The sequence below is a fragment of the Streptomyces soli genome, from assembly GCF_003999195.1.
Lineage (GTDB): Bacteria > Actinomycetota > Actinomycetes > Streptomycetales > Streptomycetaceae > Actinacidiphila > Actinacidiphila soli.
Genome location: NZ_RJVR01000158.1, coordinates 1 through 26,057 on the forward strand (window position 1 = coordinate 1; position 26,057 = coordinate 26,057).

Consider the following 26,057-nt stretch of genomic DNA (forward strand, 5'->3'; position numbering starts at 1 on the left):
GGCGCGGGCGGCGTCCGGGCCGCTGCGGGCGGCGGTCAGCAGTTCGGGGCGGTCCTCGGGGCCGGCGACGGCGGCGAGGCAGCGGGCGGCGGGGGCGTCGCGGAGCTGCGCGGGGTGCTCGTCGAGGCCCTGCTGGGCCCAGTCCAGGACGGCGCGCACGCTCCAGCCGGGGGTGGGTCCGGCGGGCCGCAGCTGGCGCTGCCAGCGGTCGAAGGAGGTCTGTTCGGCGGCCTTGCGGACCCGTCCGGCGACCTCGGGATCCGGGTGCTGCGACCAGAGCCGCCAGGGCCGCGGTTCGTACGCCTCGCGCACCGCGTCGGCGAGCTGTACGTCGCCCTCGGGGGTGCGGGGGAAGCGGGCGAGGACGGCGGGGCCGAGCGCACGCAGGTCCTCGTCGTCGTCGTGCACGGCGAGCTCGTCCAGCGCCCACTCCCAGCAGCCGCCGACGGCCGCGTACCGGCGCAGCAGGTGGAGCGCGTCACGGCGGCCGTAGCCGGCGAGGTGGCCGAGGACGGACAGGGCGAGGCCGCAGCGGTGCTCGTCGTCGACGGCGACGCCGGGGAGGAGGCCGTCCGGACAGAAGAGGTGTTGTTCGATCCCGTCGAGCGGGCCCTCGAGCTCGGAGTAGAGCCGCGCGTAATAAAGGGAGCGGGATTCCACACGCCAGTCGTGGCGGGGGTCGCGCAGGACGCAGCTCTCCAGCGCGGCGAGCGCTTCGGCTCGCTGCGCCGTGAGGGCGTGCAGGGTCCCGTCTCCGCGTCCTCGCTGGAGGAGGCCGAGAAGGGTCCCGCTGGGCGCTATGTCGGGATCGAACATGAGGTCAGCATCCGGTGCCGGGGGTGGGGCTGGCAACGGGATTTCCCGCTGCCGGTTGCGAGGTATCTTCGCAGATCGGCCACGGCTCAAACTCTTCCGCGCTCAGCGGACCCGTCCATTCCGCTGCCAGGCTTCCGGCATATGCCTACGACACCACCGTTTCGGGTATCGCCGAAACACTTACAGGGCGTCGCGCGCTGTGACACAGTCGTGACTGGCCCTTCCGTCCGCCGCAGCCGCCCAGCGCCTGCATCGGAGATATGTTCGGAGAGCGTCATGCCGTCCCATCTGCATGAGGATCATTCCGCCGCCCAGCCGCCAGAGCCCGGCGCGGTGGATTCGCTCATCAGCCAGACCCGCCAGCTGCGCGGCAAGGTCGACGCCGTACGTCGCGATTCCGCGATGGACGACGAGGACCCCCAGCTGCGCTGGCAGCGTGCGCTGTGCGATCTCGCCGTGCACCAGCTCGACGACCTGGGCGCGCACCTCGGACAGCTGCGGGACGGCCTGCCCCCCGAAGAGACGGACGGCTCGGCGTACGCGACCAGCGAGCCGCCGGCCCGCTCGACCGTCCACGCCCTCGGCCGAGCGGGCAGCGCGGAGTGGGACTTACTGACGGACGCGGTCGACTGGTCCGGCGAGCTTTACCGCATCTTCGGGCGTGACCCGGCGGACGGGCCACTGACCCTGGACGAGATGCCGTCCTGGCTGTTCGCGGAGGACCAGCAGATCCTGTCCGAGGCCGTGACCGGATGCCTGGTGGACGGCAGGCCCGTTGACTGCGAGTTCCGCATCGTACGTACGGACGGCTCGGTACGTACCGTGCACATGGTGGGCGAGCCGGTGCTCGACGCCACCAGCGGCACCGCCTCGATGTGGGCAGTGCTCCGGGACGTGAGTGAGCTGCGCCGCAGCCAGCGGACGCTGCGCGAGACCCGTGACTCGTTGCAGCGCCAGCGGCAGATCGCGCAGACCGAGCGCCGGTTGGCGGTTGAGCTGCAGGAGGCCGTGCTCCCGCCGTGGCGCGGCTCCCTGCGGTTCCCGCAGAGCGGCGGCCCGACCACCGTGGACCTCGCGGCGCACTACCTTCCCTCCGCCACCAGCGCGCTGATCGGTGGTGACTGGTACGACGCCCTCCCGCTGCCGGACGGCTCGACGCTGCTGACCGTCGGTGACCTGACCGGCCACGGCGTGAGCGCCACTTCCGGCATGGCGATGCTGCTGGGCGCGCTGCGCGGCATGGCGGTCGCCGGTCTCGAACCGGGACCGCTGATGGGCTGGCTCAACCAGCTCCTGGACACCTCGGCCCAGCCGGCCCTGGGCAGCGCGCTGTGCTGCCGCTACGACCCGGCGGACCGCACCCTCGTCTGGGCACAGGCAGGGCACCCCGCCCCGCTGCTCTTCCGCAACGGGACGGGGCGCGTCCTGGATCCGCCCGAGGGCGTACTGCTCGGCGCGACCTCCGGCGCGCGCTACACCCAGACCACCGAGCAGCTCGCACCCGGTGACCTCCTGGTGCTCCACACCGACGGCCTGGTGCCGCGACGCACCGCCTTCGGTTCGGCGACGGACTCCGGGGCGGCCGCCCGGCGACTGCTCGATCTGGGCCCGCGCTTCGCGGAGGCCCGTACCTCGCAGGACTGCGTACGGATCGTCGTCGAGGAGCTCGGCATGCCGGAGCGCGAGGACGACGCCTGCGTACTGGTCGCCAGGTTCGTGTGAGACGGGGGCCGGCTCGTTCGGCGTCGAGTCGGCTCGTGCTCGTACGGGTGTGGGGACTGGTCGGACGCTTGCTGGACCGCTAGATCGACGTGTTCCGGCTCTTCGGAGCCTTCGGCAGCGCGGTCTGGATCTCGGCCCGTAGGTCCTGGATCCTGGTGTAGTCCGCGTACCGCCCGGTCAGCCGGTACATCTCCCGCAGCCGGTCCCAGGTGCGATGGGACGAGGTCTGCCCGATGGCCAGCAGCGCCAACCGTGCGTAGCTGTCGGCCTGCTCGGGATCGTCGGCGATGAAGCAGGCCGACGCGAGCGAGATGTAGTCGAAGATCTGCGATCTGTTGTGGCCGGTGGCCCGCAGCTCCAGTGCCTGCTTGGCGTGGTGCTGCGCGGTGTTGGCGGCCGACGGATCGTGTTCGGCGAGCGTACGGAAGGCCAGGGCCTCCATGCCGTGCAGATCCGCCTCGTCGAAGTTCTGCATCCAGCTCGGCGGTGGCACATCGCCGTTGTCGGATACGAACAACTCCTCGGCCTCGCCCAGGGTGCGCCGCATCGCCTGTCCGCGCCCCATCGAGGCCTGCGCCCAGGCCTCGATGGTGTGGAGCATGGCGCGGGTACGTGGCAGCGTCGCTTCGCCGGAGCCGGATTTCGCGAGCTTCATCAGGTCCAGCGCGTCGTCGGGCCGGCCGAGGTGCACCATCTGGCGGGCGGCGCGGGAGAGCGCCTCCCCGGCGCGCGGCCGGTCACCGCCCTCGCGGGCCGCGTGGGCGGCGATCACGAAGTACTTCTGGGCGGTGGGCTCCAGGCCCACGTCGTGGGACATCCACCCGGCGAGGACGGCCAGGTTGGCCGCCACCCCCCACAGCCTGCGCTTGAGGTGCGCCGGGTGGTGGTAGGAGAGCATCCCTCCCACCTCGTTGAGCTGGCCCACGACCGCCTTGCGCTGCAGCCCGCCGCCGCGGGCCGCGTCCCAGGCGCGGAAGACTTCGACCGAGCGCTCGAGCGCCTCGATCTCCTCGGAGCCCACGGGGGCAGCTTCGTATCGGTCGGACGAGATGACCTCGCCGGCGAAGGGGTCGCCGAACGAGGGGTTGTCGGCAGCGAGCGCCGGGTCGGCGCGCAGCCAGTCGTACATGGCGCCGCTGATCGCGGAGCCGGCGGCGAGCGCGGCACCCGCGCCCACCAGACCGCGTCGGTTGAGCATGAGGTCCATTCCCGTGAATTCGGTGAGGACCGCGGCCGTCCGTTCCGGTGCCCAGGGCAGGTCGTCAACGGCCTGCTTCTTTCCCGTACGCCGATGCCGGTCGAACCCGAGATCCTCGATGGTTACGACACGGCCGAGACGCTCCGTGAACAAGGCAGCCAGCACACTCGGGACAGGTTCGCGCGGTGATTCACCGGTCTCGATCCAGCGGCGCACGCGCGACGTGTCGGTCGCCAGCTGCGGGTGGCCGCTTGCGGCCGCCTGCCGGTTGACCAGTCGTGCGAGTTCGCCTTTGGACCAGCCCGTAAGGGCGAAAAGGTCCGCAAGTCGTGTGTTGGATTCCTTGGCCACGTCAAGCCCCCAGGTTCCTCGGCACACTTGACACTAATAGCCGGTCCAACCCCTCGCGAGCATTCGCCAGGGTTCGCCAGGGTGCGCCACATGGTCTGCCACCCGCGCGCGGTGGTCAGGTAAGACTGCGCCACCCCGGCCCGGCAGCCGCCGGTCCCGGATGGTCACGTACGAACAGTTCAGAACATTCTTCGGTCACCGTTGAACATCTGAGGCTGGTGGTGCGTACTTGTCCGGGAAGGGCGTACGGCGCGTGGACGACCGGACCATCGGCCCGGAACCCGCATTCCCCAGGGTGCGGGACCCGGACGCCGGCATCGGATCCGGTCCCGTCCACGCGCCGGCCCCGGCCACCTGTCCGCCGTCCCTGCAACCAGCACGACACCCTCAGAGCTCGCAGGCACACGAAGGGATCTGTCTCCCCCTCATGTATTCAGCATCGTCCTCCGTGTCCGCTCCGCCCCGGCCGTCCCTCGTCTCCGGGACCGACGCCGGACTGCGCCCCCGTCTCATCCCGGCCGCCAGGCGGCCCGTGCCGGCGGGCACCTCCCATCCGCTCAGCGGGAGACTCGACTTGACCGGCCCACAGGGCGCGCAGCTGCGCACGGCCATCGCCTCGGTACAGCGGATCTGCCCGGAGTTCGCCCCTGTTCAGATGCTGCGGCGAAGCAGCCGGTCGGTACTGCTGGTCGGCACGTCCGGGCGAAGCCCCGCCGTGGCCAAGGTCCTGCTGGACCATTCACCCGCGTGGGTCGAGCGCTTCCAGCACGAAATAGCGGCATATCGCGCGTTCGTACGACACCGCCCGCCGGCCCGGGTGCCACGGCTGATCGCCGCCGACCCAGAGAGCTGCACGCTGGTGCTGGAGCGGATGCCCGGAAGGGTTGCGGCCCAGCGGCGGCACCCGACCGAGGCCCCGCCGCGCGGTGACGTACGGGCGGTGCTGTCCGCCTTCTCCCGGGTCAACCTGTGGCGGCCGCCGTCGGGCGTGTTCGACGCGCCGATCGACTATCCGGCCCGTATCTCCCGCTATCACGAGCTGGGGCTGCTCACCGACCGCGACATGGGCGACCTGCAGAAGCTGCTGCACGGGTTGGCCCATGTGCAGGGGCAGTTCAACCACGGCGACGCCCTGCTGTCGAACGTGCTGCTCTCCCCCGCGGGCCCGGTCCTGGTGGACTGGGAGCACGCCGGCTGGTACCTGCCCGGGTACGACCTCGCGACCCTGTGGTCGATACTGGGCGACGACCCGGCCACCCGCCGCCAGATCAGCCAGTCCGCCCAGGCCGCGGGCCCGGCGGCCCGGGACTCCTTCCTGGTCAACCTGATGCTCGTGCTCACGCGTGAGATCCGTACGTACGAGACCGCGGTGCAGCGCACCATGCGCGGAACGGTCCCGGCGGCGGCGAACGCGGCCGAGATCGGCGAGGAGCAGCGGCTGTTGCTGCGCCGGCTGCACGACGACTGCGGTCTCGCGCGGCGGGCCGTGCGGGCGGCCGTCGGCACGCGGTGACCGTGCCTGGACCGCACCGCCCGTGGTCCAGACATCTGACGAGTCGCAGGCCACAGCGCCCGTACCGGGATAGTTCCTGGTACGGGCGCTGACGTGCATAAACACGCACGCGGAGCGGTAGTTGACGGATCGCTGACAAGCAGATACCTCTGTGGTTCTCACCACCACAGGAGGCTCACAAGTGCGAGGCTCGCCAAGCTCCGCCCGACTGGCGACGGCGGCGGTCGCCATCGCCGCGCTGTTGCCGATGGCCGCACCCGCCGCGAACGCGGCCGCCCCGGGAGCGTTAACGCTTCAGCAGGCGTTCGCCGACGCGGCCGTTCGCTACCAGGTCCCCGAAAACGTGCTGCTCGGTGTCTCGTACATGGAGTCACGTTGGGACACCCATAACGGCCTGCCGAGTGTCACCGCCGGCTACGGCCCCATGCATCTGACCGACGCTGCCACCGCCCTGGCCGACTACCCCCAGGCGGGTGACGGCGGTGACGACGCCCGGGGCGACTCCGTGCGACCGCTGGTCACCAAGGCGAGCACAGCCGCACCCGCCACCTCCGACCTGCCCGCCTCGCTCACCACGCTCGACCGGGCGGCCGACGTCAGCGGCCTGTCCGCCAAGGCCCTGCGCGAGGATCCGGCCACCAATGTGGCCGGCGGCGCCGCGCTGCTGGCGGCGGCCCAGAAGTCCTCGAACCGGCCGCTCGGCTCGTCCTCCGACCCGGCCGCCTGGTACGGCGCGGTGGCGGCGTACTCCGGCGCGGACGACTCGGCGACGGCCGCGAGCTTCGCCGACGACGTCTTCCAGGTGGTCCGCGACGGCGAGGCCCGCACCACCGACACCGGCGAGCGGATCACGCTGGCCGGCCACCCCGGTCTCGCCCCGGACACCGCGCAGGTGCGCGGCCTCGGGCTCAGGAAGGTCAAGGCCGGCGACACGGAGTGCCCGGTCGCCGTGGCGTGCGAGTGGCTGCCGGCCCCGTACGAGGAGTTCGGTGCCGGCGACTACGGCAACCACGACCTCGCCGACCGTCCCAACGACCAGTCGGTCGACTACATCGTCATCCACGACACCGAGGGCACCTGGGACACCACCCTCAAGCTCGTGCAGGACCCGACCTATCTGGCCTGGCACTACACCGTCCGCTCCTCCGACGGCCACATCGACCAGCACGTCAGGACCAAGGACGTCGGCTGGCACGCGGGCAACTGGTACGTCAACGCCAAGTCGGTCGGGATCGAACACGAGGGCTTCCTCACCGACCCGGGCACCTGGTACACGGAGGCGATGTACCGTTCCTCCGCCCGTCTGGTGCGGTACCTGGCCCACAAGTACGACATCCCACTGGACCGGCAGCACATCCTCGGCCACGACAATGTGCCGGGCCCGGTCACCTCGTACATCGCCGGAATGCACACCGACCCGGGCCCGTACTGGGACTGGGCGCACTACTTCGAGCTGATGGGCGCCCCGCTGCACGCCACCGCCGGACCCGGCGGCGGCCTGGTCACCATCCGCCCGGACTACGAGACCAACCAGCCCGTCTACACCGGCTGCTCCACCGCCGGCGACACCTGCCCGGCGCGCGGCTCCGAGGCCGTACGCCTCTACACCGAGCCCAGCGAGGGCTCCGCGCTGGTGAAGGACATCGGGCTGCACACCACGACCGGCGCGTCGACCACCGGCGTCAACGACACCGGCGCCCGCGCCTCCACCGGCCAGCAGTACGCGGTCGCCGACCGGCAGGGCGACTGGACGGCGATCTGGTACCTCGGCCAGAAGGCCTGGTTCCACAACCCGAAGACGCAGCCGACGGCCGTCAACGCCAAGGGCTGGGTCGTCACCCCGAAGGAGGGCCTGACCGACATTCCGGTGTACGGACGCGCCTACCCGGAGGCGTCGGCGTATCCGTCGACCGTGCCGGTGCAGACGGTCTCGGCTCTGTCGTACAAGCTGCTCGCGGGCCAGCGCTATGTGCTCGGGCAGAAGACGACAGGCGAGTACTACCGGTCGGTGACCTTCGACGCCTCGCAGCATGTGGTGGTGAAGGGCACGCAGCAGTACTACGAGATCCAGTTCGGGCACCGGGTCGCCTACGTCAAGGCGGAGGATGTGACCGTACTGCGCTCGACGGAGAGCTGACCGACTTCGTAGCGGCTGCTCAGCCCTGCTGGAACATCTCCGCCGGCAGCGGCTTGAGCAGCTGGTACAGGTCGTCGGTGATCGGCCGGTCCCAGGTGGCGATGGTGACCAGGACACCGTCGCTGCGGTCGAACTGGGAGCAGGCGACCCGGCCCTCGGAGAGCTTGACCTTGCGGACGATGAGCAGATTGTCGCCCTGCATCACCGGGGTGTCCTCGGTGCCCACGACGGTCACCGGCTCCTCGTTGCCGAGGGCGACCAGCAGCTGCGCCACCTCGAAGGGCACCTGGCCCTCCTCCAGCTCGAGGGCCGGGGAGCCCTCGGGGAGGTTGCCGATCAGCATGGCGGGGCCGCGGCCGCCGAAGAGGTCGTACCGCAGGAAGATGCCCTGGCAGCTGCCGTCCTCACCGGGCAGCAGGCCGGCGCCGAGATTGCCGGGCCAGTCTCCGGGGTCCATGGCCAGGACGTCGAAATCCGGTCCGGTCGGCATGGCGGCGCTGCGGCGGCGGAGGAACGACATGGGCCCATCGTACGTGGCCCGCGCCACTGCGTGCCCCCGGGGCCATGGCCCCGGGTGGCGGGGACGGGCCAGCTCTACGGCGGATCGAGGACGCCCCCGCCCAGCGCCTGGGCCAGGCCCGAGGCGTCGGTGCCGACCTTGCGGTAGACGGCCGAGAGCAGCCGGGCCACGGCGCGCTCGTCGGTGCCCAGGTCGTGGGCGATGTCGGCCGGGACGGCGCCCTGGGCGGTGCGCGCGGCGACGGTGCGTTCCTGGGCGGTGAGGGCGTCGGTGTCGGTCGTACGGAGCCGGCGGGGGCGCAGTCGGGCGGCGGCGAGTTCCTCACGGGCGCGCTCGCCGAGACCGTCGGCGCCGCAGAGGAGGGCGCCCTCCAGGCCGCGGTAGAGCTGCTCGGCGGCATCGTGGACGCTGCCGGTGCGCCGCAGGGCGACGCCGTGGTCGACCAGGGCCCGGGCGAGCTCGTAGCCGGAGGGGGAGCCTTCCAGGTACCCGACGGCCTCCTCCAGCGTCTTGGCCCGTTCGGCGGGCCCCGCGGCCACCTCGGCGGCGGTACGCAGAGCCGTGCCGATCGCCGAGGCGGTGCCGAACTGCCGGGCGCGCTCGACGGCTTCCGCCGCGGTGGCGCGGGCCCGTTCCGGCGCGTCGTGCGCCTCGGCGAGCGCGAGGTGCAGCTGCCAGGGGCACCAGGCGGGGTTGCGCATGCCGCGCGGGTCGAGGCGGCGGCCGACGGCGGCCAGCTCGGTGGCAGCCTCCTGGTGCAAGCCTTGGGCGAGTAGGAGTTCGCCGTGCACGGCCTGTGCGTCGGGGAAAACCACGGCGGACGGGAAGGGCGCGCCGAAGCCGTACTCCTCGGCGAGTTGTGCTGCCTCGCGGACCCGACCCCGGGCGATCAGGACCTGGAGGAGGATGGCGACGCAGTACCACTGGACGGGGGTGCCCCGGCCGACCCGCTCGGCCAGCCGGAGGCCGTCGCGGGCGAAGTCCTCGGCCTCGGTGAGGCGGCCCCGCCGGTAGCGGATGTAGCCGAGCAGCGCGTAGCCGAAGGCGAGGTGAGCGCCGCGCCAGCCCTGGCGTTCGAAGTCGGAGATACCGGTGGCGAACAGCTCCTCGGCGCGGCCGGGCCGGTCGGCGTACATGAAGGTGAGGGCGGTCAGGACGGGGACCTCGAAGCCCCGGTCCTCGTGGGCCCAGGTCAGGCCGCCGCGCAGGGCGCGTTCGGCGTGATGGACGGCCACGTGCGCGGGCTCGGCGCGCAGGGTGGCGTCCCAGGCGCGCAGGCCGATGATGTAGCGCTCGGTGAGGTCGCGGCCGGTGAGGCGGTCGGCAAGATTGGCCAGGCGGCGGGAGCGGGCGGGCGAGTCGGGTTCGTCGGCGCGGAAGGCGTCCCACATGAACTGCTCCGACTTCATCCGCAGCCGGGCTTTGGCGCTGGTGGCGGTGCGGGCGGCCAGGCCGATGGTGTCGGCGGCCTCGCCCATTCGGTCGCTGTGGGCGAGGGCCTGGGAGAGCCTGTAGACGATGCCCTCGCGCAGCGCCGGGTCTGCGATCGGCTCCTCCAGGGCGGCGCGCAGGTGGTTGACGGTGGTGGCGGGCTCGGTGAGCAGGGACGAGCAGCCCAGTTCGTACAGGACGGCGGCCCGCTCGTCGAAGGACGGCGGCTCGCGCAGCGCCCGGGCCAGGTAGCGGCGGGCGGCGTCGGGGGCCCCGGCCCGCAGGGTCTCGCCGGCAGCCTTGCGCAGCTGCTGTACGACCCAGGGGTCGCCCTCGGGGTGGGTCTCCAGGAGGTGCCGGGCGGCCACCGACGGGCCGAGCCCGGCGTCCACGACCGACCATGCGGCCTGGCCGTGCAGGGCGACCCTCATGGCATCCGGGATCGACCGGTAGACGGCGGTGGCGATGAGCGGGTGGACGAACTCCAGGGTGCCGCCGCCGGTGAGGATCCGGACCTGGCGCAGCCGGTCCACGGCATCGGCCGCCTCCTCGCCGCCGAGTCCTGCGACGCTCGCGGCGAGCGCAGGCGGGATCGAGGTGCCGAGTACGGCGGCGGCCCATGCGAGGCGCACGGTGGACGGCCCGAGCCGTTCCAGACGAGTGATCAGGCCGCGGCCCTTGACGGCGGCGGCGAGGTCCCGCAACAGGTGGGCGCTGGACCCGTCGGGCCGCAGGCCACGGTCCCGGACCTTGGCGGTCAGTTCGACGGCCTCGAAGGGGTTGCCCGCGGTGACCGCCCAGCACTCGCGGCAGAAGGCGTCGTCGGCGTGCGGGCCGACCGAGTCGCGTACGAGCCGGCCGATGGCCCGGGCGCTGAGCGGTTCGAGGTCGATTGGCCGGGTGCCGGCGCGGCCCGGTAGCCCCCGGAACGACTCGGCGGCGGGCGGCAGTTCGTCGGGACGGTACGCCACGACGATCAGCATCGCCAGGTCCTCGGCGCGCGGTGCGAACGCCACCAGCCAGGCCAGGGACTCCGGGTCCGCCCAGTGCGCGTCGTCCAGGACCAGGACCACGGGGGCGCGTTGCACCGCAATATGGGTGAGCACCCAGTCCAGGCCGTCCCCGATGCCCTGTGGGTCCGGCGGCGCGCCCGTTTCCGGTACGCACAGCCCGAGGGCGGGGCCCACGATCCCGTACCAACTGCCCAGCGTGGCGCGCAGCTCGGCCTCCCCGGTGCCGGCGAGCTGCAGCTGCAGTAGCTGCCGGGCCACGTGGAAGGCGACCCGCTGTTCCTGGTCTCCGCCGCGCGCCGACAGCACGGTACAGCCCCTGGCGGCCGCCCGGCGCCGGGTCTCGGCCAGCAGGGTCGTCTTACCGAGCCCCGCCGACCCCGCGAAGGCCAGCAGTCCGCCGCGCGGCCGGGCCACACCCTCGTTGCCGCCCGCGCCGGTGAGGGCGCTCAGCGCCTCGTCCACAGCGACCAGCTCTGCCTCGCGCTCGAGCAGCCACCGCTGTTCCGGTGTTGTCGCCCGCTGCGACATCGTGCACCCCCAGCTCCGGTGCGCCTCAGCGTAACGCCCCGGAGCACGGTCCGTGAGGTGTTGGGTGGCCGATTCTTGACGCTGTTTCAATCACTTTGCCCGGAGAGGGCATTGAGGATCACCACGGCCTGCTCGGCCTGCTCGTACGGCACGAAGAGGTGGTCGTGATGGAAGCCGGCCACCACGTTGCAGCTCAGCCCGGCATCCGCCAGCGCGGTCGCGAAGGCGCCGGTCAGCCCGACGGCGTCCAGGGCCGAGTGCACGCGCAGCGTGATCCACGCCGCCACGTAGTCATAGCCCAGGCCCGCCCGGTCGGCCTCCTCCTGCGGCACGACGAGCGTGAGCCCCTCGTCCTCGGCGACGGTCGCCACGGGCCGGACGCCGCTGGGGACATCGCGGCTGCCGGGGAGTGTGGCGAAGACGTACCGGCCGGGGTTGAGCTGGGGCTTCATGCCGCTCAGCAGCTTGGTCAGATCGCGTTCTCCAGGCATGAGGCTAATGTTATCGTCACGATCAACCATTACGGAGGCATTGCGTAGGAAGGGGGCCGCATGTCGTCGCCAACCATGCGTGAACTACTGCGGGGCCTGGAGGTCTTCGCGGGCGAACTTCCCGGGTTCGATCCAGGGGCCGCCCCGGACGATCCGGTCGATCTGTTCACCGACTGGCTGCTCCACGCCATAGGGGCCGGGGTGCCCGAGCCGCACGCGATGACGCTGTCGACGGCGGACGGGGACGGCGAGCCCTCGGCGCGGATGCTGATCCTCAAGGACGTATCCCCGCGCGGCTTGCAGTTCGCGTCCCACTCCGGCAGCCGTAAGGGCCGCGACATTGCCCAACACCCGTACGCGGCAATGACCTTCTACTGGCCGGCCCAGGCCCGCCAGGTGCGGGTGCGCGGGCGCGTCTCCCCGGCCTCGCCCGCCGACAGCGCCGCCGACTTCCTCGCCCGTGGGGCCGCAGCCCGCGCCGAGGCGCTTCTGGGGCAGCAGAGCCGGCCGCTGACCGACCTGCCCGCCCGCGAGGCCGCCGTGAAGGAGTCCCTGGCCGCCATCGACCGTGACCCCGGGCTCGTCGCCCCCGGCTGGACGCTCTACAACCTGCGGGCCGAGCAGGCCGAATTCTGGCAGGGCGACAGGGACCGCAATCACACCCGACTCAACTACCGCCGCGTGGACGGCGCTTGGGAGAAGGAACTGCTGTGGCCGTGAATCCGGACAATCTGCTGCCGAGGATCTTCGACGGCCACGACCGGCTGCTCGCCCTGTTCGCCGGCCTCACCGACGACAACGCCCGCGGCCCGAGCACCCTGCCCGGGTGGAGCCGCGCGCATGTCCTCTCGCACATCGAAGGCGTCAGCCTCGCACTGGCCCGCCAGGCGCGCTTCGCGCTCAAGGGCGAGCTGATCGACCAGTACGACGGGGGCCGCCCGGCCCGGGACGCGGCGATCGAGGCGGGAGCCTCCCGTACGGCCGAGGAGCTGACGCACGCCGTGGGCGCCGCGCTGGCGCAGGCGCGGGAGACGTGGTCGGCGGTCGGGCCGCAGAACTGGGGCCGGCCGGTGCGCTACCGCGACGCGGACGTGGCGGCCGTCCTGGCGGCCTGGTGGAGGGAGCTGGGGATCCATACGGCGGACGCCGATCTGGGGTACGGCTCGTCCGACTGGTCGCGGGACTTCTGCGGCCACGTCCTGGACTATCTCGCGCCCCGGACCCCGCAGGGCATCCGCCTGGAGCTGACGGCGACCGACGGCCCCGAGAAGCGGGTGCTGGGCAGCGGCGACACCGCGGCCGTACGCGGAGCCCTGACCGATCTCACCGCATGGCTGGCGGGCCGCGAGCCGGCCGGGGCTCTGGCCTTCTCGGGCGCGGCCGTCCCGGAGCTGGGGCCCTGGCCGTAAGGGTTCGTCCGGCAGCTCGCCGTCGCGTCGCACGAGGGCGAGCTGCCGGGTGACGTCAGGTCAGGTCGAACTCGCCGTCGCGGGCGCCGAGTACGAAGGCGCGCCATTCGGCGGGGGTGAAGATCAGGGCGGGCCCGTCGGGGTCACGCCGGTCCCGCATGGCGGTGAAGCCCTCGACGAAGGCGACCTGGACGTCGCCGACGCCTCGTCCGCTGGAGAGCCAGTCCGCGTTCGTCAGGTCGAGCTCCGGCTTCGGTTCGCCGTGCAGCCGCTTGTCGATCGTGCTTTCGGACACGTCCGCTCCTCCCGACTTCGTCGTCCGGCCCAGCGTATACAGCCCGCCTGGCGCCGGACAGGTCCAGGAACAACCTGCCCAGCCCCAAGCCCTGTTTCACGCGCCCGGGTGATCGGATCCCACGAGCCACATCGAGAAGAACTGCGCCCCTCCCCCATACGCGTGCCCCAGGGCGCGGCGGGCGTCCGGGACCGTGGTCGCCGGCCCGGCCACGTACCTGGAGGGCGGCTTCGGCGAAGCGGAGCATGCCGGAGGCGCCGATGGGGTTGGTGGACAGGACGCCGCCGGAGGGGTTGACGGGCAGGTCGCCGTCGAGTTCGGTGACGCCGGACTCCCGCCCGCCTCGCCGGCTACAAGATCCCTCGCAGCCTCGTCATCACCCCCCCACATCCAGCGCTCCCCCAGCGGCAAGGCCGACTACCGCTGGGCCCGTGACATCGCCACCGGGAGCGCCCACCAGTAGCATCAGCGGACTACGTTCCTTACCGAATGGAGCCGTCGGCCCGTGCCCGCACCCCTGTCCTTCACCCGCCCCGAGCCGCCGTACTAAGCCGTCATCATCAGCTCCTGGCCCAGCGGCGAGGACCCCGAGGGCTACGCCATCATGAGCACGCGGATGGCTGAGCTCGGGGAGGCCCAACCGGGCTACCTGGGCCGCCAGTCGCTGACGGACGCGGACGGACGCGACCTGGTGGTCATCTACCGGCGCCCGCCGGGTGGACATCGGGCAGAGCGGCACCGAGTCGTGGACCGTGCTCGCCGACCCGGAAGGCAACGAATTCTGCGTGGTCCGCCCGAAGAAGAACCTGATCGCCTAGGCCGTATCCACCCGCGGAGGCCGACGCAGGAGGAACACGCCCACGCCTGCCGACAGCAGCATCACGCAACCGGCGAAGACCAGACCCGCGTCGCGCAGCCCCAGGGCCAGGGTGAGGGCACCGACGCCGACCACCGGCAGGGAGATTCCGACGTAGACGACGACGAAGAAGGCGGAGATCGTCGCGCCGCGGTGCTCGTCAGGGGCCACCGTGCTCACGCTGGTCAGGGCCGCGCGGAACCCCAGGCCCTGGCCGAGGCCGCCGACCACGGCGCCGACGACCAGCACCGGCAGGGACTCCACCAGGAGGGAGGCCCCCACGAGGGCCATGCCGGCCGTCAGAATCAGGCAACCCATGGGGAGCGCGCGCCGTACGCCCACCCAGCTCATCAGGAACTGGCCGGCGGTGGAGGCGCAGAACACCGAGAAGACGACCAGGCCGGTGACGGCCAGATTGTCCTCCCCCAGGGTCTTGGAGAGGAAGCTCGGCGCCACCGCGGTGAACAGTCCCAGCATGGCGAAGCCGGCGAACCCGGCCAGCCCGGCCGTGAGGAACACTCCGCGTGTCTCCTGAGGTACGACCATGCCCTGAGGGCGCAGCGGCGGACGGGGATCGTGACGCGCCACCGTCTCCGGCAGGGCGCGGGTGACGGCGAAGGCCGCCACGAGCAACGCGATGTGCACCAGGAAGGGCAGCTTGAGCGGCCACGGCGCGTACTGCGCCAGGAACCCCGACAACAGCGGACCACACCCCAGGCCGCCCATGTTGGCGGCCGTGGCGGCGAATCCCGCCCGTGCGCGCAGCTCAGGGGGCGCCAGCTCCAGTACGGCAGCTGTCGCCGACCCGCTGAAGAGTCCGGCGGAAAATCCCGACAGCAGCCGGCCCACGAACAGCAGTGGCAGGCCGCCCTCACTCAGGAAGCACACCGCGCTCAGGAGCGACAGTCCCAGAGCGAACAGCAGCACAGGCCGTCGGCCGAGGATGTCGGAGAAGTCACCGGCGACCAGCAGCGCGGCGATCACGCCGAGTGCGTAGACCGCGAAGACGACCGTCACCATCAGTTCGGAGAACCCGATCTGTTCCTCGTAGAGCCCGTACAGCGGCGTCGGCAGCGTGGTCCCCGTCATGCCGACCGCGAACACCCCCGCGGCAGCGAGGTACCAGCCCCGGGCCCGGCGTTCCCCTGTGGCTTGAACGATCACCGCTCCACCCTAGCTGTGAGGGCCCGTCCAGCCGATCATGTGCGGGGCCAGTTGAGGAAAGCGGCGGGTGGCTGGCGCAGGGCCGTGTACGGTGGCCGGCCGGGTGCCCAGGGCCGGCCACGACCATGCCCCGGCCGGGCCAGGTCCCGCGCAGACCGGCGGAATCCGTACCGGCAGAATTCATACCGAGGCATCGAATGAAAAGGACAGGACCGGACCCCCGGCACTACGGCAGGGCCTATGGCAGCAGCATCGGTCTGCGCCTCGCCGCGATGTCCTCCAGCCAGCCGAAGAGCATGACCGCCGCCGCGATAAGCACCCAGGTGACACCGAACTGGAACCATGTGCTGCCCAGTGGAAGCGACATCTCGAGCGCTGTGACCTGCCACATCGCGTCGATCAGCGGCACGCTGAGCACCAGCGCGACCTCATGCCAGAGGTAGATCGTGACCGCCCGGGCATTGAATGTGCCGATCAGCCTCTCCAATGGCCGGATTCTTCCGATCCAGTCCATCTCCGGCCGGAATGTGAGCAGGACCAATACGAAGCCGGCCGACCAGAAGGCCTGGGCGACAGGGATGTTATTGAGGTCGTAGGTGCCGTCCGTGAGGTAGTGAAAGGCCCACCAGCCACCGGCTGCCATGAGGGGTGCCGCGACCAATAGGGCCGGCCCGGTGCGCAGCCGTTGGAGCAGGCCGTCGCGGTGCGCGAAGCCGAGTAGCCAGCAGCTGACATAGGTGGCGACGTCGGTGGCGACGGCCCCGGCGTCGTTGTCCGGGAGAGTCCATACGGTCTGGACGACCACGATCGGCACCAGTGAGAGACAGAGCACGACGACCGGCGAGAGCCGGAACACCCTCAGCAACAGCGGCGAGAGCAGCACCAACCACAGATAGGTGTGCAGGTACCAGAGGATGTCGGTGGCCTGCGCGGCCCACGCGTTGCCCGGCGGGTCGCCGATCGGGACGACCCACAGCAGCATCGCCGTCCACCATGATCCGATGTGGTGCTCCTTCGGGGCCCAGCCGTGGATCATCATCGCCAGCACCACCACGGCCGCGAACAGCCACAGCGGCGGAAGCAGACGCCGCAGCCGTCCGCCCAGCACGGGGAACGCCGGGCGCTGGTCCAGCGAGCGGGCCATGAGTGAGCCCGCGAGCGCGAACATCACGCCCATGGAGGGAAAGGCCAAGCTCAGCCAGGCCCACATGAAGGTGTGGTACGTGACCACCCGGACCAGAGCCAGGGCGCGAAGCGCGTCGAGGTAGCGGTCGCGGGCGCCGGCCACAGCTGCCCCGTCCGGCTGCCGGGACGCCCGGCGGCGGCCCGGGGCAGCTGTGGCGAGGGTGCTCACCGCACACCCGCCATTTCCTTCGGGGCCTCGACCTCGCCGGTGCGCTTGAGCTTCTGCCAGTGCAGCCGTCCGCCGGTGAGGGCGGTGACACAGGAGTGGATCACCACCAGGTACATCATCTGCCGGTACGCGATCTGCTGCAGCGGCATCATCAGCAGATACCGGTACTTCTCACCGTCGAGGCGGAAGGCGTAGGCCGCGCACGCCAGTTGGAGCGCCAGGACTGCGCCCCACACCAGGATCGACTTCAGGGGGCTGACAAAGAGCATCCCGTAGACGGTGAAGAGGTCGATCAGCGGCGCGAGGACCGGTGTGATGACCTGGAAGACCACCACCAGCGGCATCCCAACACGCCCGAAGTGTCCCGAGGGCCCCCGCTCGACGACCGAACGGCGGTGCTTCCATAGCGCCTGCATGGTGCCGTAGCTCCAGCGGTAGCGCTGCCGCCACAGCTGGCCGAGGCTGCTGGGCGCCTCGGTCCAGGCGCGGGCACGCTCGGCGTAGACGACCCGCCAGCCGGCCCGCTGCACAGCTATCGTGACGTCGGTGTCCTCGGCGAGCGTGTCGTCACTCATGCCGCCGACGTCGGCCAGCGCCCGACGGCGGAAGGCGCCGATCGCGCCGGGGATGGTGGGCATACAGCGCAACAGGTCGTACATACGGCGGTCGAGATTGAAGCCCATCACGTACTCGATGTGCTGCCAGGCGCCGATCAACGTACCGCGGTTGCCGACCTTCGCGTTGCCCGCGATGGCGCCGACGGCCGGGTCCGCGAAGGGCTGCACCAGCTCACGAACGGTGTCGGGTTCGAAGACGGTGTCGCCGTCCATCATCACGATCAGGTCGTAACGGGCTTGCGCCAGGCCTGCGTTGAGCGCGGCCGCTTTGCCGGCGTTCTCCTGCCGTATCAACCGGACGTTTGGCAGCCCCAGGGCCTCGACGATGTCACCGGTGCCGTCGGTGGAGCCGTCGTCGATGACCAGGACCTCGACGGGGTGGGTGCTCACACTGAGCGAGCGCACCGTATTGGCGATGCACTCCTTCTCGTTGTACGCGGGCACGACGACGCTGACCGGCTCAGTGACCGGCGGCCCCCAGCCGAAGGATTTCTTGTTGCGCATCCGGCGGTGCCATCCGGCGAATACCAGCATTATCCCGAGGCGCCCCATCATCGCCACGCCGACCACGAGAAGTAGCCAGGACAGGCCCGGCATGGTGTACTCGGCGACTGCCACCGACCAGAGGAGCGCCCGGCCCTCCCACAACTCGGTGCCGGTCACCGCGTGGTTGGCGCTCGGCGCGCCCAGGCCGGCGGTGACGGTGACGAACGTGTACCCCTCGGCCTTCATCTTCTTGATGTAGGTGCCGAGAGCCTGGACCGTCTGGGAACGATCGCCGCCCGCGTCGTGGAACAGGACCGCCACGCCCTCGTCGTTCTTCGGGGTGGCATTGCTGATGATCTTGGACACGCCCGGGCGTGTCCAGTCCTCGCTGTCGAGGTCGACGAAGCAGCTGAGGTACCCCTTGGCGCCGATGTACTGGTAGACGGGCCAGCTCTTGTTGTCGATCGCGTTCGTCTCGGAGGAGTACGGGGCGCGGAAGAGCGAGCTGGTGATGCCGGCGGCGCCGGCCAGCGCCAGTTGGGTCTGCGACAGCTCACGGTTGATCCTGGACCGGCTCTGGTAGGCGAGGTCGACGTGGGAGAAGGTGTGCACGCCGATCTCGCTGCCCGAGGCCACCACCTGACGGACCACGTCGGGGTAACGGGCGGCCATCTGGCCGACGTCGAAGAAGGTGCCGGGAACGTGGTTGTCGTTCAGCACCTTCAGTATCTTGGGGGTCCACACCGGGTCGGGGCCGTCGTCGAAGGTGAGCGCGATGGTCTTCTTCGGCATCCTGTGAGTGGCGGGCTCACCTTTGGCGTCGAAGGTGAGGACCGGCCCGCCGTTCAGTATCTTGTCGGGAACCTTGCTCGCGTCTTGGCCGCTGTCGACGCGGCTGTCATTGCCGATCTCCGAGTGCAGATAGCCGTCCATGAGCATGACGCACACCAGGGCGCACACTCCCAGTAGAGCCAGCACCACCCGTGGGCGGGGCACGGCGTGCCGTCCGACCGAGGCCACCTTGCTCACCGCTCCGGGCATGGCGCGGAGGGTCATCGGAGACCGTCCAGGCTGTTTCCGCCGTTGCTGCCCATAGCGTCGTTCTGGACGGCGGAGGCGCTGGGCGAGGCGGTCGCGCTGGGCGAGGCGGTCGCGCTGGGCGAGGCGGTCGCGGTGGCGGACGGCCGCGACGAGGCAGGGGCGCTCGGTGCGGCCGTCGTGGTGGTGGGGGTGGGTGTGCCCGCGGACGCTGTCGCGCTCGCGGAGGCCGGGGTGGTGGGCTTCGAGGCCTCGGCGGAGGCGGAGGCCTCCGTGGGGGCCGGTGTCACCCGGGCCGGGCCCGCGCTGGTGGCTGACACCGGGACGGCCGGCGGAGAGGCGGAATTTGTCTTCACTTCCGCCTTCTTTATCTCCTTCCCGGACAAGCCCTTGGCCTCCGTCCGGGATGCGGCCGTAGACTCGGCCGCTCGGGGAATGAGCGTCGTCGGCGCAATTGGACTTCCCCCGGCGAAAGCGACTCCAAGCACCGTCGTGTATCCGACAATGGCGACCCCGACGAGCAATCCCAAATGCCCGATAGTGCGGGCCCTGCCCCCCGATGAGTCGACGAAGACGGGCGCCTCCTGGGCAGGCTGATTGCGTCGACGAATGGCTTGATTCATATCGCAAACAGTAGCATTGTTATCACCGGGCGAATTATTAGATCCGCATGGCTGACTTTTCATGAAGCAACTCATGAAAAACTTAATGAGCGTTTTTTAAAATAAAGGATCTGATAGCGTTCTGGCTCTGGTCCGGAATAAGAGAATGCGTTGCGAGATGCGTGCAAAGCTGATAGCCGGGGCCACCGCCGCCGCACTGGCGGGCGTGGCCGCCGCCCTCCTGCGGGGCGGCTCACTCCGGGGTGGCTCCTCGTCCACCGCGGAGACGACGTCCACCGAGGAGACGACCACGTTCTCCCCGTACATCGACACTTCACTTTCCACCGTCCTCGACATGGCGGCCACCGCCCGGAAGACCGACGTCAAGGACTTCACCCTGGGGTTCGTCGCGTCCGGTAAAGGCTGCAACCCGAAGTGGGGCGGCAAGTCCAGCCTGACGGACACCACTCTCGACCAACGCATCACCGCGCTGCGCAAGGCGGGCGGTGAAACGCGGGTGTCCTTCGGCGGCGCGGTCGGTACCGAACTGGCCCAGGCCTGCGGCAGTGTCTCGGGCTGACCGCCGCCTACCGAACGGCCCACCGCCACGAACTCGTCGAAGGCGTCCCCCGCCGTCGCGCCGAGGCGCCGCAGTGCCTGCGAGATCGGGCTGCCGTCGGCGGGGAGGGCTGGTACTCGGGGAGGTGGAGCGGCCCGAGGGCGAGGGCGCCGGCGTCCCAGACGGCGGAGCGTTGCTCGCCGGTGCCGCCGAAGCACTCGGCCTCGACGTAGGCGATCGGGCCGTCCTGGGAGCGGTCGGAGAGGACGCGGTCGAAGCCGCTGGGCAGTTGCCAGAAGCCGAGGGGCCGGGCGTCGCGGCCGTCGTCGAGGGCGTGGGCGAGTGCCCGGGTCATCGGGATGAGGGCGAGGCCCTGGGCGAGGGGCGCGAGGCGGGAGGCGACGAGGTCCTGGGAGAGCACGTCGAGCAGGTCGGCGTCGGCGACCAGCGCTTCCAGTACGTACGTCACTCGTCGAGCTCCGCGAGGACCGCCGTGTGGTCCGAGGGCCAGACGCCGCCGACCGGGGCGTCCCCGGCGCGGCGGGCGGTGCGGATGGTGCCGATGCCGCCGTGGCCGGGCGAGACATGGACGTAGTCGATGCGCGAGCCCCGCTCGAAGGTCTGCTCGGCGTAGGGGTTGACCACGTCCCAGGTCACCTCCGGCGCCGACGGATCGGCCAGCCGCCATGCGTCGATGAACACCTGGCCCCTGACGACCGGCGCCGTCTTGAGGCCGCCGAACAGCCGCAGTTCGTCGGAGTCCGGCTCGGCGTTGAAGTCCCCGGTGATGACGGGAGGGAAGTCGGACACCGCGCGCTTCGCCGCGACGAAGTGGGCGAGGGCTCTGACCTGCAGGCACCGCACGGCCGACTCGTGCGGCGGGGAGTTCAGATGCGCCGTGAAGAAGGGGATCCGCTGCCCCGGCGCGTCCAGCAGCGCGTACAGCGCCGTCCGTCCGTCGTCCTGGCCGTCCCCGACCGGCAGCGGCAGGGTGTCGCGTTCGGCGATCGGCCACCGGCTGAGCACCGCGTTGCCGACGTCGACCGTCGGGTCCCCCAGTCGCTTGTGGAAGCGCTCGGGCGCGTCCGACGCGACCCAGGTCCAGTGCATGCCGAGCTGCTCCGCGAGCCACCCGGCGAGATTCTCCTCGCCCTGCGCCCACACCTCCTGCAGCCCGACCACGTCGGGCCGCTCCTGGCGCAGTACGGCGAGAATCGCGTCCCGGCGCTGCTCCCAGGGCCCGAATCGCCACCAGAGGTTCCACGTCATCACGCGCACCCGACGATCATTTCTGCTTGAGCCACTCCAGGTCCAGCTCTTCCGCCGTCACAGCGACGATCGCCCGCAGTTCCCGGCCCTCCTCGGTGTCGCCGACGAAGTCGGCCACCACGGCCTGGGCGGCGGCGACGTGGGGGCGGGCACCGCAGGCCGCCCGGAGTTGGAGGGAGCGGCGCTGGAGGGTGATGGCGTATGCCCCGGACGGCGAGCCGGCCTCCCGCTGGCTGGGGCGGACCTGCGCCGCCGCGCTGGCCCAGATCGCCTGCGGGACGCCCGAGGTGACGATCGGCCGGTGCCGGGCGGCGGGCTGCCCGCCGCCTGCGGGACGCCCGAGGTGACGATCGGCCGGTGCTGGGCGGCGGGCTGCCCGCGCTTCTCCGTCGACCAGTCGCGCAACCGCAGCCGCCGGTTCTGCGGCAACACCTGCGCCAGCCGCACCACCGTCGCCGCCCACCGCGCGCGGCAGCGGGACTAGCCTCATGCCATGCCCACCCAGGTGATCGTTCTGAACGGCGGTTCCAGCTCCGGCAAGTCCGGCATCGCCCGCTGCCTCCAGGCGGTGCTGCCGGATCCGTGGCTGACCTTCGGCGTCGACACGCTCATCGCCGCGATGCCTGCGGCGATGCGGTCCTCGGGCGCCGACGCCGGGATCGAGTTCGGTCCGGACGGCGAGGTGACGACCGGCGACGCCTTCAAGGCGCTGGACGAGGCGTGGGCCCAGGGCATCGGGGCGATGGCGCACGCCGGGGCGCGGATCATCGTCGACGAGGTGTTCCTCGGCGGCCCGGCCTCGCAGGAGCGGTGGCGCAAGGCCCTGCGCGGGCTGGACGTGCTGTGGGTCGGGGTGCGCTGCGACGCCGCGATCGCGGCGGGACGGGAGATCGCCCGGGGCGACCGGGTGGCGGGCATGGCACGGTCGCAGGCGGAGCTGGTGCACCAGGGTGTGGCGTACGACCTGGTCGTGGACACGGGACGTACGGAATCCCTCGAGTGCGCCCGGCAGATCGCCTCGCGGGTCGCCGGAGGCTGAGCGGCGGACCTGACCACCATCCGGACCCCACCCTGCGGACGGCCGGAGGTGTGCTTTCATAAGCACTATGCGTACGAACATCTGGAACCTGGGGCCGCTGTGGCCAGGTCGGCGTGCGCATCATTTCGACCAGAGCTGTTGTCGGGGCTGATTTCCGCCTCCCCCGACCACCCAGCGACCTCTCCCCGTTCCGCACCGCCGAAGCGCGGCCGGCCAGGCGTGTCGCGGTAACGCTCCGGAGCAATACCCATGGCCCTGTCCGACCGGGCGGGCGGTCCCACCCCGCTCGTCCTCTCCCAGCTGCAGGCACTCGTACGCGGCTACGCCGCCGCCGTCGAGGGCGGCGCGCACCTGCCGACCCACGACCCGGCCCGCCGCTGGTACACCCGGCTGTACCGGGATCCCTACGTCGACGTATGGCTGATCACCTGGCCCGGCGACACCTCCACCGAGCTGCACGACCACGCCGGCTCTCTCGGCGCGCTCAGCGTCGTACGCGGCAGTCTCACCGAGCACCGCTGGGCGTACGACGGCCGGGGCGGCGGCGGGATCGTGACCCGGGAGCTGGGCGCGGGCCGGGGCGCGGCGTTTCCGCTGGGCCATGTACACGACGTCGTGAACGCGGCAGGCGAGCCTGCGGTGAGCGTGCACGCGTACTCGCCGCCGCTGACCGCGATGTCGTACTACGCGGTGGACGAGGCCGGCTCGCTGCGCCGCACCCGCACCGTGCTCACCGACGAGCCGGAGCCCGAGCCCCTGCTGGAGGCCGCAAGATGACCACCTCGGGAATCGACCGGCTGCTGGCGCGGGCGCGGACCCGCCTGGAGCGCGTCGGGCCGCATCAGGCGGCGAAGGAGCTCGCGGCCGGGGAGGCGTTGCTGGTGGACATCCGGCCGGCGGCGCAGCGGGCGGCGGAGGGTGAGTTCGCGGAGGCGTTCGTGATCGAGCGCAATGTGCTGGAGTGGCGGCTCGACCCGCTGAGCGACGCCCGGATCCCGGAGGCGACGGGGCACGACGTGCGGTGGATCGTGGCCTGCCAGGAGGGCTACACCTCCAGCCTGGCGGCGGCCTCGCTGCTGGACATCGGCCTGCCCCGCGCCACCGACCTGGAGGGCGGCTTCCAGGCGTGGCAGCGGGCGGGGCTGCCGGTCCGCTAGCCCGTCACAGGAAGGAACGCCTTCACCTCGGCGAGGAATTCGGCGGGGCGGGTGGCGTGGACCAGGTGGCCGGTTTCGATCGTGACCAGGCGTCCGTCCGGGACGCGGTCGGCGATTGCCGCCATTCCGTCCTGCGAGAGGGTGCTGGCCGCGCCGCCCGCGACGACGAGCGTGGGCGCGGTGATGGCGGCGAAGAGCTTCCACCAACTCGGGTCGGGGGCGTTGAGCCGGCTCCGTACGGCGGCGACGGCACGCCAGTCGCAGGAGTCGTCGTCGGCGGGCCCGGTGGGCACGACGCGCCTGGGGTGCACGGGGTCCGGCACGGGCGGCTCCTCCAGCACGAGCCGGGTGATCCGCTCGGGCTCGCCCGCCGCCACGAGATACCCGACGAGAGCGCCCATCGAATGGCCGACCAGGGCCACCTCGCCGAGGCCGAGCGCGTCGAGGAAGGCCAGGGTGTCGTCGCGCATCAGCTCCAGCGAGTACTCCCCCGGCCAGTCGCTGCGGCCGTGCCCGCGCTGGTCGAGGACGTAAACGCGGTGGGTCGCGGCGAGTGTGGCCGCGGCCTCGTCCCAGTCGGCGCCGTTGCCGCCGAGACCGTGCAGCAGCAGGACGGGCGGTCCGTCGGGCGCGCCGGAGACTCGGTAGGCGTGCTTGATGCCGTTGGCCTCGACCGTAAGGAGATCTGTCACGCGGTTGACGCTACCCACGCAGCCCGGGGCCGGACCGCCGGTACGCTCACAGCGGACGGTCGTGGCCGGCCCAGTACGGCTCGCGCAGGCGGCGCTTGTAGAGCTTGCCGTTGGGGTCGCGGGGCATCTCGGCGATGAAGTCGACGGACTTGGGGCGCTTGTAGCCTGCGAGCCGCTGCTCGCAGTGGGCGAGGAGCGCTGCGGCGAGTTCGGGGCCGGGGGTGTGGCCGGGGGCGGGCTCGACGACCGCCTTGACCTGCTCGCCCCAGTCGGCGTGGGGGATGCCGAAGGCGGCGGCGACGGCGGGGTGGGTGAGGAGGGCGGCTTCGATCTCGGCGGGGTAGACGTTGACGCCGCCGGAGATGATCATGTCGATCTTGCGGTCGCGGAGGAAGAGATAGCCGTCCTCGTCCAGGTAGCCGAGGTCGCCGACGGTGAAGAAGTCGCCGATGCGGTTCTTACGGGTCCACCATCGGCGGCAAACGGTCCGGGTTGGGGGTAGACCGTCCGCCTGAGGCGGGAAGGGCTGGCCCAGCCCGGCCACGGAGCCGCACCCGGCGACGCACCCTCAGGCCCAGCGGGCCGGGCGTCAGCCGGGGGGCTCGGACCGCCGTTGCACGGCGACACGGCGGTAGAGGGCGAGGGCTTCGCCGGCGCGGCCGAGTTGTTCGAGGCAGTGGGCTTCGTCGTTGCGGCTGGCAAGGGAGTCGGGGTGGGCGGGGCCGAGGACGCGTTCGCGGGCGTCGGCGACGTCGCGGTAGACGGACAGGGCGGTGGTCCAGCGGCCGAGCCAGCCGAGGGCGACGGCGATCTCGCGCTTGCTGACGAGCGTGTCGGGGTGGTCGGGCCCGAGGACACGCTCGCGGAGGGCGGCGACGTCGCGGGCCTCGGTGAGGGCCTCCTCCCAGCGGCCGAGGCGGCCGAGGTTGACGCCGAGGCCGTGACGGGCGCGCAGGGTCTCGGGGTCGGCGGCGCCGCTCGCGCGCGTACGGGAGGCGACGAGGTCCCGGTAGAGCTCGTACGCCTCGGGGCTGCGGCCGAGGCGGCCGAGAGCGATGCCCATCTCGTAGCGGGCGGCCAGGGTGTCCGGGTGCTCGTCGCCGAGCTCTTCGGCCCGTACGGCGGCGACCTGGCGGTACGCCTCGAGCGCGTCGGACCAGCGGTCGAGCTGCCCGAGCAGGTAGGCGGCCTCGCAGCGCGATGCCAGGGTGTCCGGATGGGCGGGGCCGAGCACGCGGGCGCGGTCGGCGGCGACTTCGGCGGCCATGATGTACGACTCGTCGAGCCGGCCGAGGCGGCCGAGGTTGAAGGCGAGGTTGTGGCGGCAGGCCAGCGTGTCGGGGTGGTCGGCGCCGAGCAGGCGCTCGCGGGCGGTGAGGACGGCCGAGTAGCCCTGGTGGGCGTCGACGTGGCGGCCGAGCTGGCCGAGGACGTACGCGGACTCCTGCCGTGCGGCGAGTGTGGCGGGGTGGTCTGAGCCGAGGAGGCGGTGCCGGGCGGCAGCGACGTATTCGTACGTATGCAACGCCTCCTCCGCGCGGCCGAGGCGGGTGAGGCAGAAGGCCAGCTCGTACCGGCTGGCGAGGGTGTCCTCGTGGTCGGCGCCGAGCGCCCGCTCCCGCTCGGCGCCGACCGCGCGGTGCGTTTCCTCCGCCTCCTGCCAGCGGCCGAGGCGCGCGAGGCTGATGCCCGCGTCATGGCGTCCGGCGAGCATGCCGAGCAGCCCCTGCGAGGGCGCGGCCGGCCGGACGGCGGCCCGGGTCGACCATGCGCCGGTGAGCTCGGGCGGGGTGCGGGCGG

The 26,057-nt window shown here is 71.7% G+C and carries 23 protein-coding genes and 4 pseudogenes; 12 read left to right on the forward strand and 15 right to left on the reverse strand.

Translation table 11 applies throughout. The features are described from left to right. Positions 1–816 (reverse strand): annotated as a pseudogene (locus EFK10_RS13815) (HEAT repeat domain-containing protein); the annotation flags it as partial. Positions 817–1,092: 276 nt separating this feature from the next. Here EFK10_RS13815 and EFK10_RS13820 point away from each other — a divergent pair. Continuing rightward, the gene (locus tag EFK10_RS13820; protein WP_127356006.1) at positions 1,093–2,538 is read left to right on the forward strand and encodes a PP2C family protein-serine/threonine phosphatase; all 1,446 of its coding nucleotides are present in this window, start codon (positions 1,093–1,095) and stop codon (positions 2,536–2,538) included. Positions 2,539–2,617: 79 nt separating this feature from the next. On the opposite strand, the gene EFK10_RS13825 is transcribed toward EFK10_RS13820, so the two are convergent. Beyond that, positions 2,618–4,087 carry a DNA-binding protein NsdB gene (locus EFK10_RS13825; protein WP_127356007.1) on the reverse strand — a complete coding sequence of 490 codons (1,470 nt, stop codon included), beginning with the start codon at positions 4,085–4,087 and terminating at the stop codon, positions 2,618–2,620. 427 nt (positions 4,088–4,514) lie between these two features. Here EFK10_RS13825 and EFK10_RS13830 point away from each other — a divergent pair, with 427 nt between their 5' ends. Further along, positions 4,515–5,600, forward strand: coding sequence for an aminoglycoside phosphotransferase family protein (locus EFK10_RS13830; RefSeq protein WP_127356008.1), 1,086 nt, complete (start codon positions 4,515–4,517; stop codon positions 5,598–5,600). A gap of 247 nt (positions 5,601–5,847) precedes the next feature. Continuing rightward, complete coding sequence (locus tag EFK10_RS13835; protein WP_127356024.1) at positions 5,848–7,737, forward strand: N-acetylmuramoyl-L-alanine amidase; 1,890 nt, start codon at positions 5,848–5,850, stop codon at positions 7,735–7,737. A gap of 19 nt (positions 7,738–7,756) precedes the next feature. Here the strand turns inward: EFK10_RS13835 and EFK10_RS13840 are convergent, their stop codons facing one another. The 3 genes from EFK10_RS13840 to EFK10_RS13850 all read right to left on the reverse strand — a co-directional run bounded on the left by EFK10_RS13840 (position 7,757) and on the right by EFK10_RS13850 (position 11,720). Then, the gene (locus EFK10_RS13840; RefSeq protein WP_127356009.1) at positions 7,757–8,257 is read right to left on the reverse strand and encodes a hypothetical protein; all 501 of its coding nucleotides are present in this window, start codon (positions 8,255–8,257) and stop codon (positions 7,757–7,759) included. Between the two features lie 74 nt (positions 8,258–8,331). Then, positions 8,332–11,229: an ATP-binding protein gene (locus EFK10_RS13845; protein WP_127356010.1), complete on the reverse strand. Its 2,898-nt coding sequence runs from the start codon at positions 11,227–11,229 to the stop codon at positions 8,332–8,334. 86 nt (positions 11,230–11,315) lie between these two features. Further along, positions 11,316–11,720 (reverse strand): ACT domain-containing protein, encoded by a 405-nt coding sequence (locus EFK10_RS13850; RefSeq protein ID WP_127356011.1) that lies wholly within the window; start codon positions 11,718–11,720, stop codon positions 11,316–11,318. Between the two features lie 60 nt (positions 11,721–11,780). Here EFK10_RS13850 and EFK10_RS13855 point away from each other — a divergent pair, with 60 nt between their 5' ends. After that, entirely contained in the window at positions 11,781–12,440 is a 660-nt protein-coding gene (locus EFK10_RS13855) for a pyridoxine/pyridoxamine 5'-phosphate oxidase (RefSeq protein ID WP_127356012.1), read from the forward strand. Beyond that, a complete protein-coding gene (locus EFK10_RS13860) occupies positions 12,431–13,129 on the forward strand; it encodes a maleylpyruvate isomerase family mycothiol-dependent enzyme (protein WP_127356013.1) in 699 nt (232 codons plus the stop codon). The genes EFK10_RS13855 and EFK10_RS13860 overlap by 10 nt, the downstream gene beginning before the upstream one ends. A gap of 55 nt (positions 13,130–13,184) precedes the next feature. Here EFK10_RS13860 and EFK10_RS13865 read toward each other — a convergent pair whose 3' ends face one another. Both EFK10_RS13865 and EFK10_RS13870 read right to left on the reverse strand, forming a co-directional pair. Next, positions 13,185–13,424, reverse strand: coding sequence for a DUF397 domain-containing protein (locus EFK10_RS13865; RefSeq protein WP_127356014.1), 240 nt, complete (start codon positions 13,422–13,424; stop codon positions 13,185–13,187). 96 nt (positions 13,425–13,520) lie between these two features. Continuing rightward, positions 13,521–13,758, reverse strand: a pseudogene (locus EFK10_RS13870) (thiolase C-terminal domain-containing protein); the annotation flags it as partial. 370 nt (positions 13,759–14,128) lie between these two features. Here EFK10_RS13870 and EFK10_RS13885 point away from each other — a divergent pair. Beyond that, a pseudogene (locus EFK10_RS13885) lies at positions 14,129–14,242 on the forward strand (VOC family protein); the annotation flags it as partial. Here the strand turns inward: EFK10_RS13885 and EFK10_RS13890 are convergent. The 3 genes from EFK10_RS13890 to EFK10_RS13900 all read right to left on the reverse strand — a co-directional run bounded on the left by EFK10_RS13890 (position 14,239) and on the right by EFK10_RS13900 (position 18,942). After that, positions 14,239–15,369 carry an MFS transporter gene (locus EFK10_RS13890; RefSeq protein ID WP_127356025.1) on the reverse strand — a complete coding sequence of 377 codons (1,131 nt, stop codon included), beginning with the start codon at positions 15,367–15,369 and terminating at the stop codon, positions 14,239–14,241. The pseudogene EFK10_RS13885 and the gene EFK10_RS13890 overlap by 4 nt on opposite strands. Before the next feature lie 313 nt (positions 15,370–15,682). Beyond that, a complete protein-coding gene (locus EFK10_RS13895) occupies positions 15,683–16,798 on the reverse strand; it encodes an acyltransferase family protein (protein ID WP_240677208.1) in 1,116 nt (371 codons plus the stop codon). Continuing rightward, positions 16,795–18,942 (reverse strand): bifunctional polysaccharide deacetylase/glycosyltransferase family 2 protein, encoded by a 2,148-nt coding sequence (locus EFK10_RS13900; RefSeq protein WP_240677209.1) that lies wholly within the window; start codon positions 18,940–18,942, stop codon positions 16,795–16,797. The genes EFK10_RS13895 and EFK10_RS13900 overlap by 4 nt, the downstream gene beginning before the upstream one ends. Positions 18,943–18,984: 42 nt before the next feature. On the opposite strand from EFK10_RS13900, the gene EFK10_RS13905 reads away from it, so the two are divergent. Both EFK10_RS13905 and EFK10_RS13910 read left to right on the forward strand, forming a co-directional pair. Beyond that, positions 18,985–19,536, forward strand: coding sequence for a hypothetical protein (locus EFK10_RS13905; RefSeq protein WP_127356017.1), 552 nt, complete (start codon positions 18,985–18,987; stop codon positions 19,534–19,536). A gap of 183 nt (positions 19,537–19,719) precedes the next feature. Beyond that, positions 19,720–20,121, forward strand: a complete 402-nt coding sequence (locus EFK10_RS13910; protein ID WP_127356018.1) for a glycoside hydrolase family 18 protein — start codon at positions 19,720–19,722, stop codon at positions 20,119–20,121. A 7-nt stretch (positions 20,122–20,128) separates the two neighbouring features. On the opposite strand, the gene EFK10_RS13915 is transcribed toward EFK10_RS13910, so the two are convergent. Next, positions 20,129–20,569, reverse strand: coding sequence for a hypothetical protein (locus EFK10_RS13915; protein ID WP_127356019.1), 441 nt, complete (start codon positions 20,567–20,569; stop codon positions 20,129–20,131). After that, positions 20,566–21,369 carry an endonuclease/exonuclease/phosphatase family protein gene (locus EFK10_RS13920; protein WP_127356020.1) on the reverse strand — a complete coding sequence of 268 codons (804 nt, stop codon included), beginning with the start codon at positions 21,367–21,369 and terminating at the stop codon, positions 20,566–20,568. Before EFK10_RS13920 ends, EFK10_RS13915 begins: the two co-directional genes overlap by 4 nt. Positions 21,370–21,712: 343 nt before the next feature. Between EFK10_RS13920 and EFK10_RS50115 the strand changes: the two genes are divergently transcribed. The 4 genes from EFK10_RS50115 to EFK10_RS13940 all read left to right on the forward strand — a co-directional run bounded on the left by EFK10_RS50115 (position 21,713) and on the right by EFK10_RS13940 (position 23,565). Next, positions 21,713–21,853 (forward strand): CGNR zinc finger domain-containing protein, encoded by a 141-nt coding sequence (locus EFK10_RS50115; protein ID WP_407647073.1) that lies wholly within the window; start codon positions 21,713–21,715, stop codon positions 21,851–21,853. A gap of 9 nt (positions 21,854–21,862) precedes the next feature. After that, positions 21,863–22,408 carry a chloramphenicol phosphotransferase CPT gene (gene cpt / locus EFK10_RS13930; protein ID WP_206305443.1) on the forward strand — a complete coding sequence of 182 codons (546 nt, stop codon included), beginning with the start codon at positions 21,863–21,865 and terminating at the stop codon, positions 22,406–22,408. Positions 22,409–22,657: 249 nt separating this feature from the next. After that, positions 22,658–23,185 (forward strand): cysteine dioxygenase, encoded by a 528-nt coding sequence (locus EFK10_RS13935; protein WP_127356021.1) that lies wholly within the window; start codon positions 22,658–22,660, stop codon positions 23,183–23,185. Further along, a complete protein-coding gene (locus tag EFK10_RS13940; protein ID WP_127356022.1) occupies positions 23,182–23,565 on the forward strand; it encodes a rhodanese-like domain-containing protein in 384 nt (127 codons plus the stop codon). The genes EFK10_RS13935 and EFK10_RS13940 overlap by 4 nt, the downstream gene beginning before the upstream one ends. Here the strand turns inward: EFK10_RS13940 and EFK10_RS13945 are convergent. From EFK10_RS13945 to EFK10_RS13955, 3 genes and pseudogenes are all read right to left on the reverse strand, one after another. Continuing rightward, positions 23,562–24,257: an alpha/beta fold hydrolase gene (locus tag EFK10_RS13945; protein WP_127356023.1), complete on the reverse strand. Its 696-nt coding sequence runs from the start codon at positions 24,255–24,257 to the stop codon at positions 23,562–23,564. The genes EFK10_RS13940 and EFK10_RS13945 overlap by 4 nt on opposite strands. A 46-nt stretch (positions 24,258–24,303) precedes the next feature. Further along, a pseudogene (locus tag EFK10_RS13950) lies at positions 24,304–24,723 on the reverse strand (AMP-binding enzyme); the annotation flags it as partial. A 123-nt stretch (positions 24,724–24,846) separates the two neighbouring features. Next, the coding region (locus EFK10_RS13955) for a tetratricopeptide repeat protein (protein ID WP_164835987.1) at positions 24,847–26,057 on the reverse strand (1,211 nt) is incomplete at its 5' end.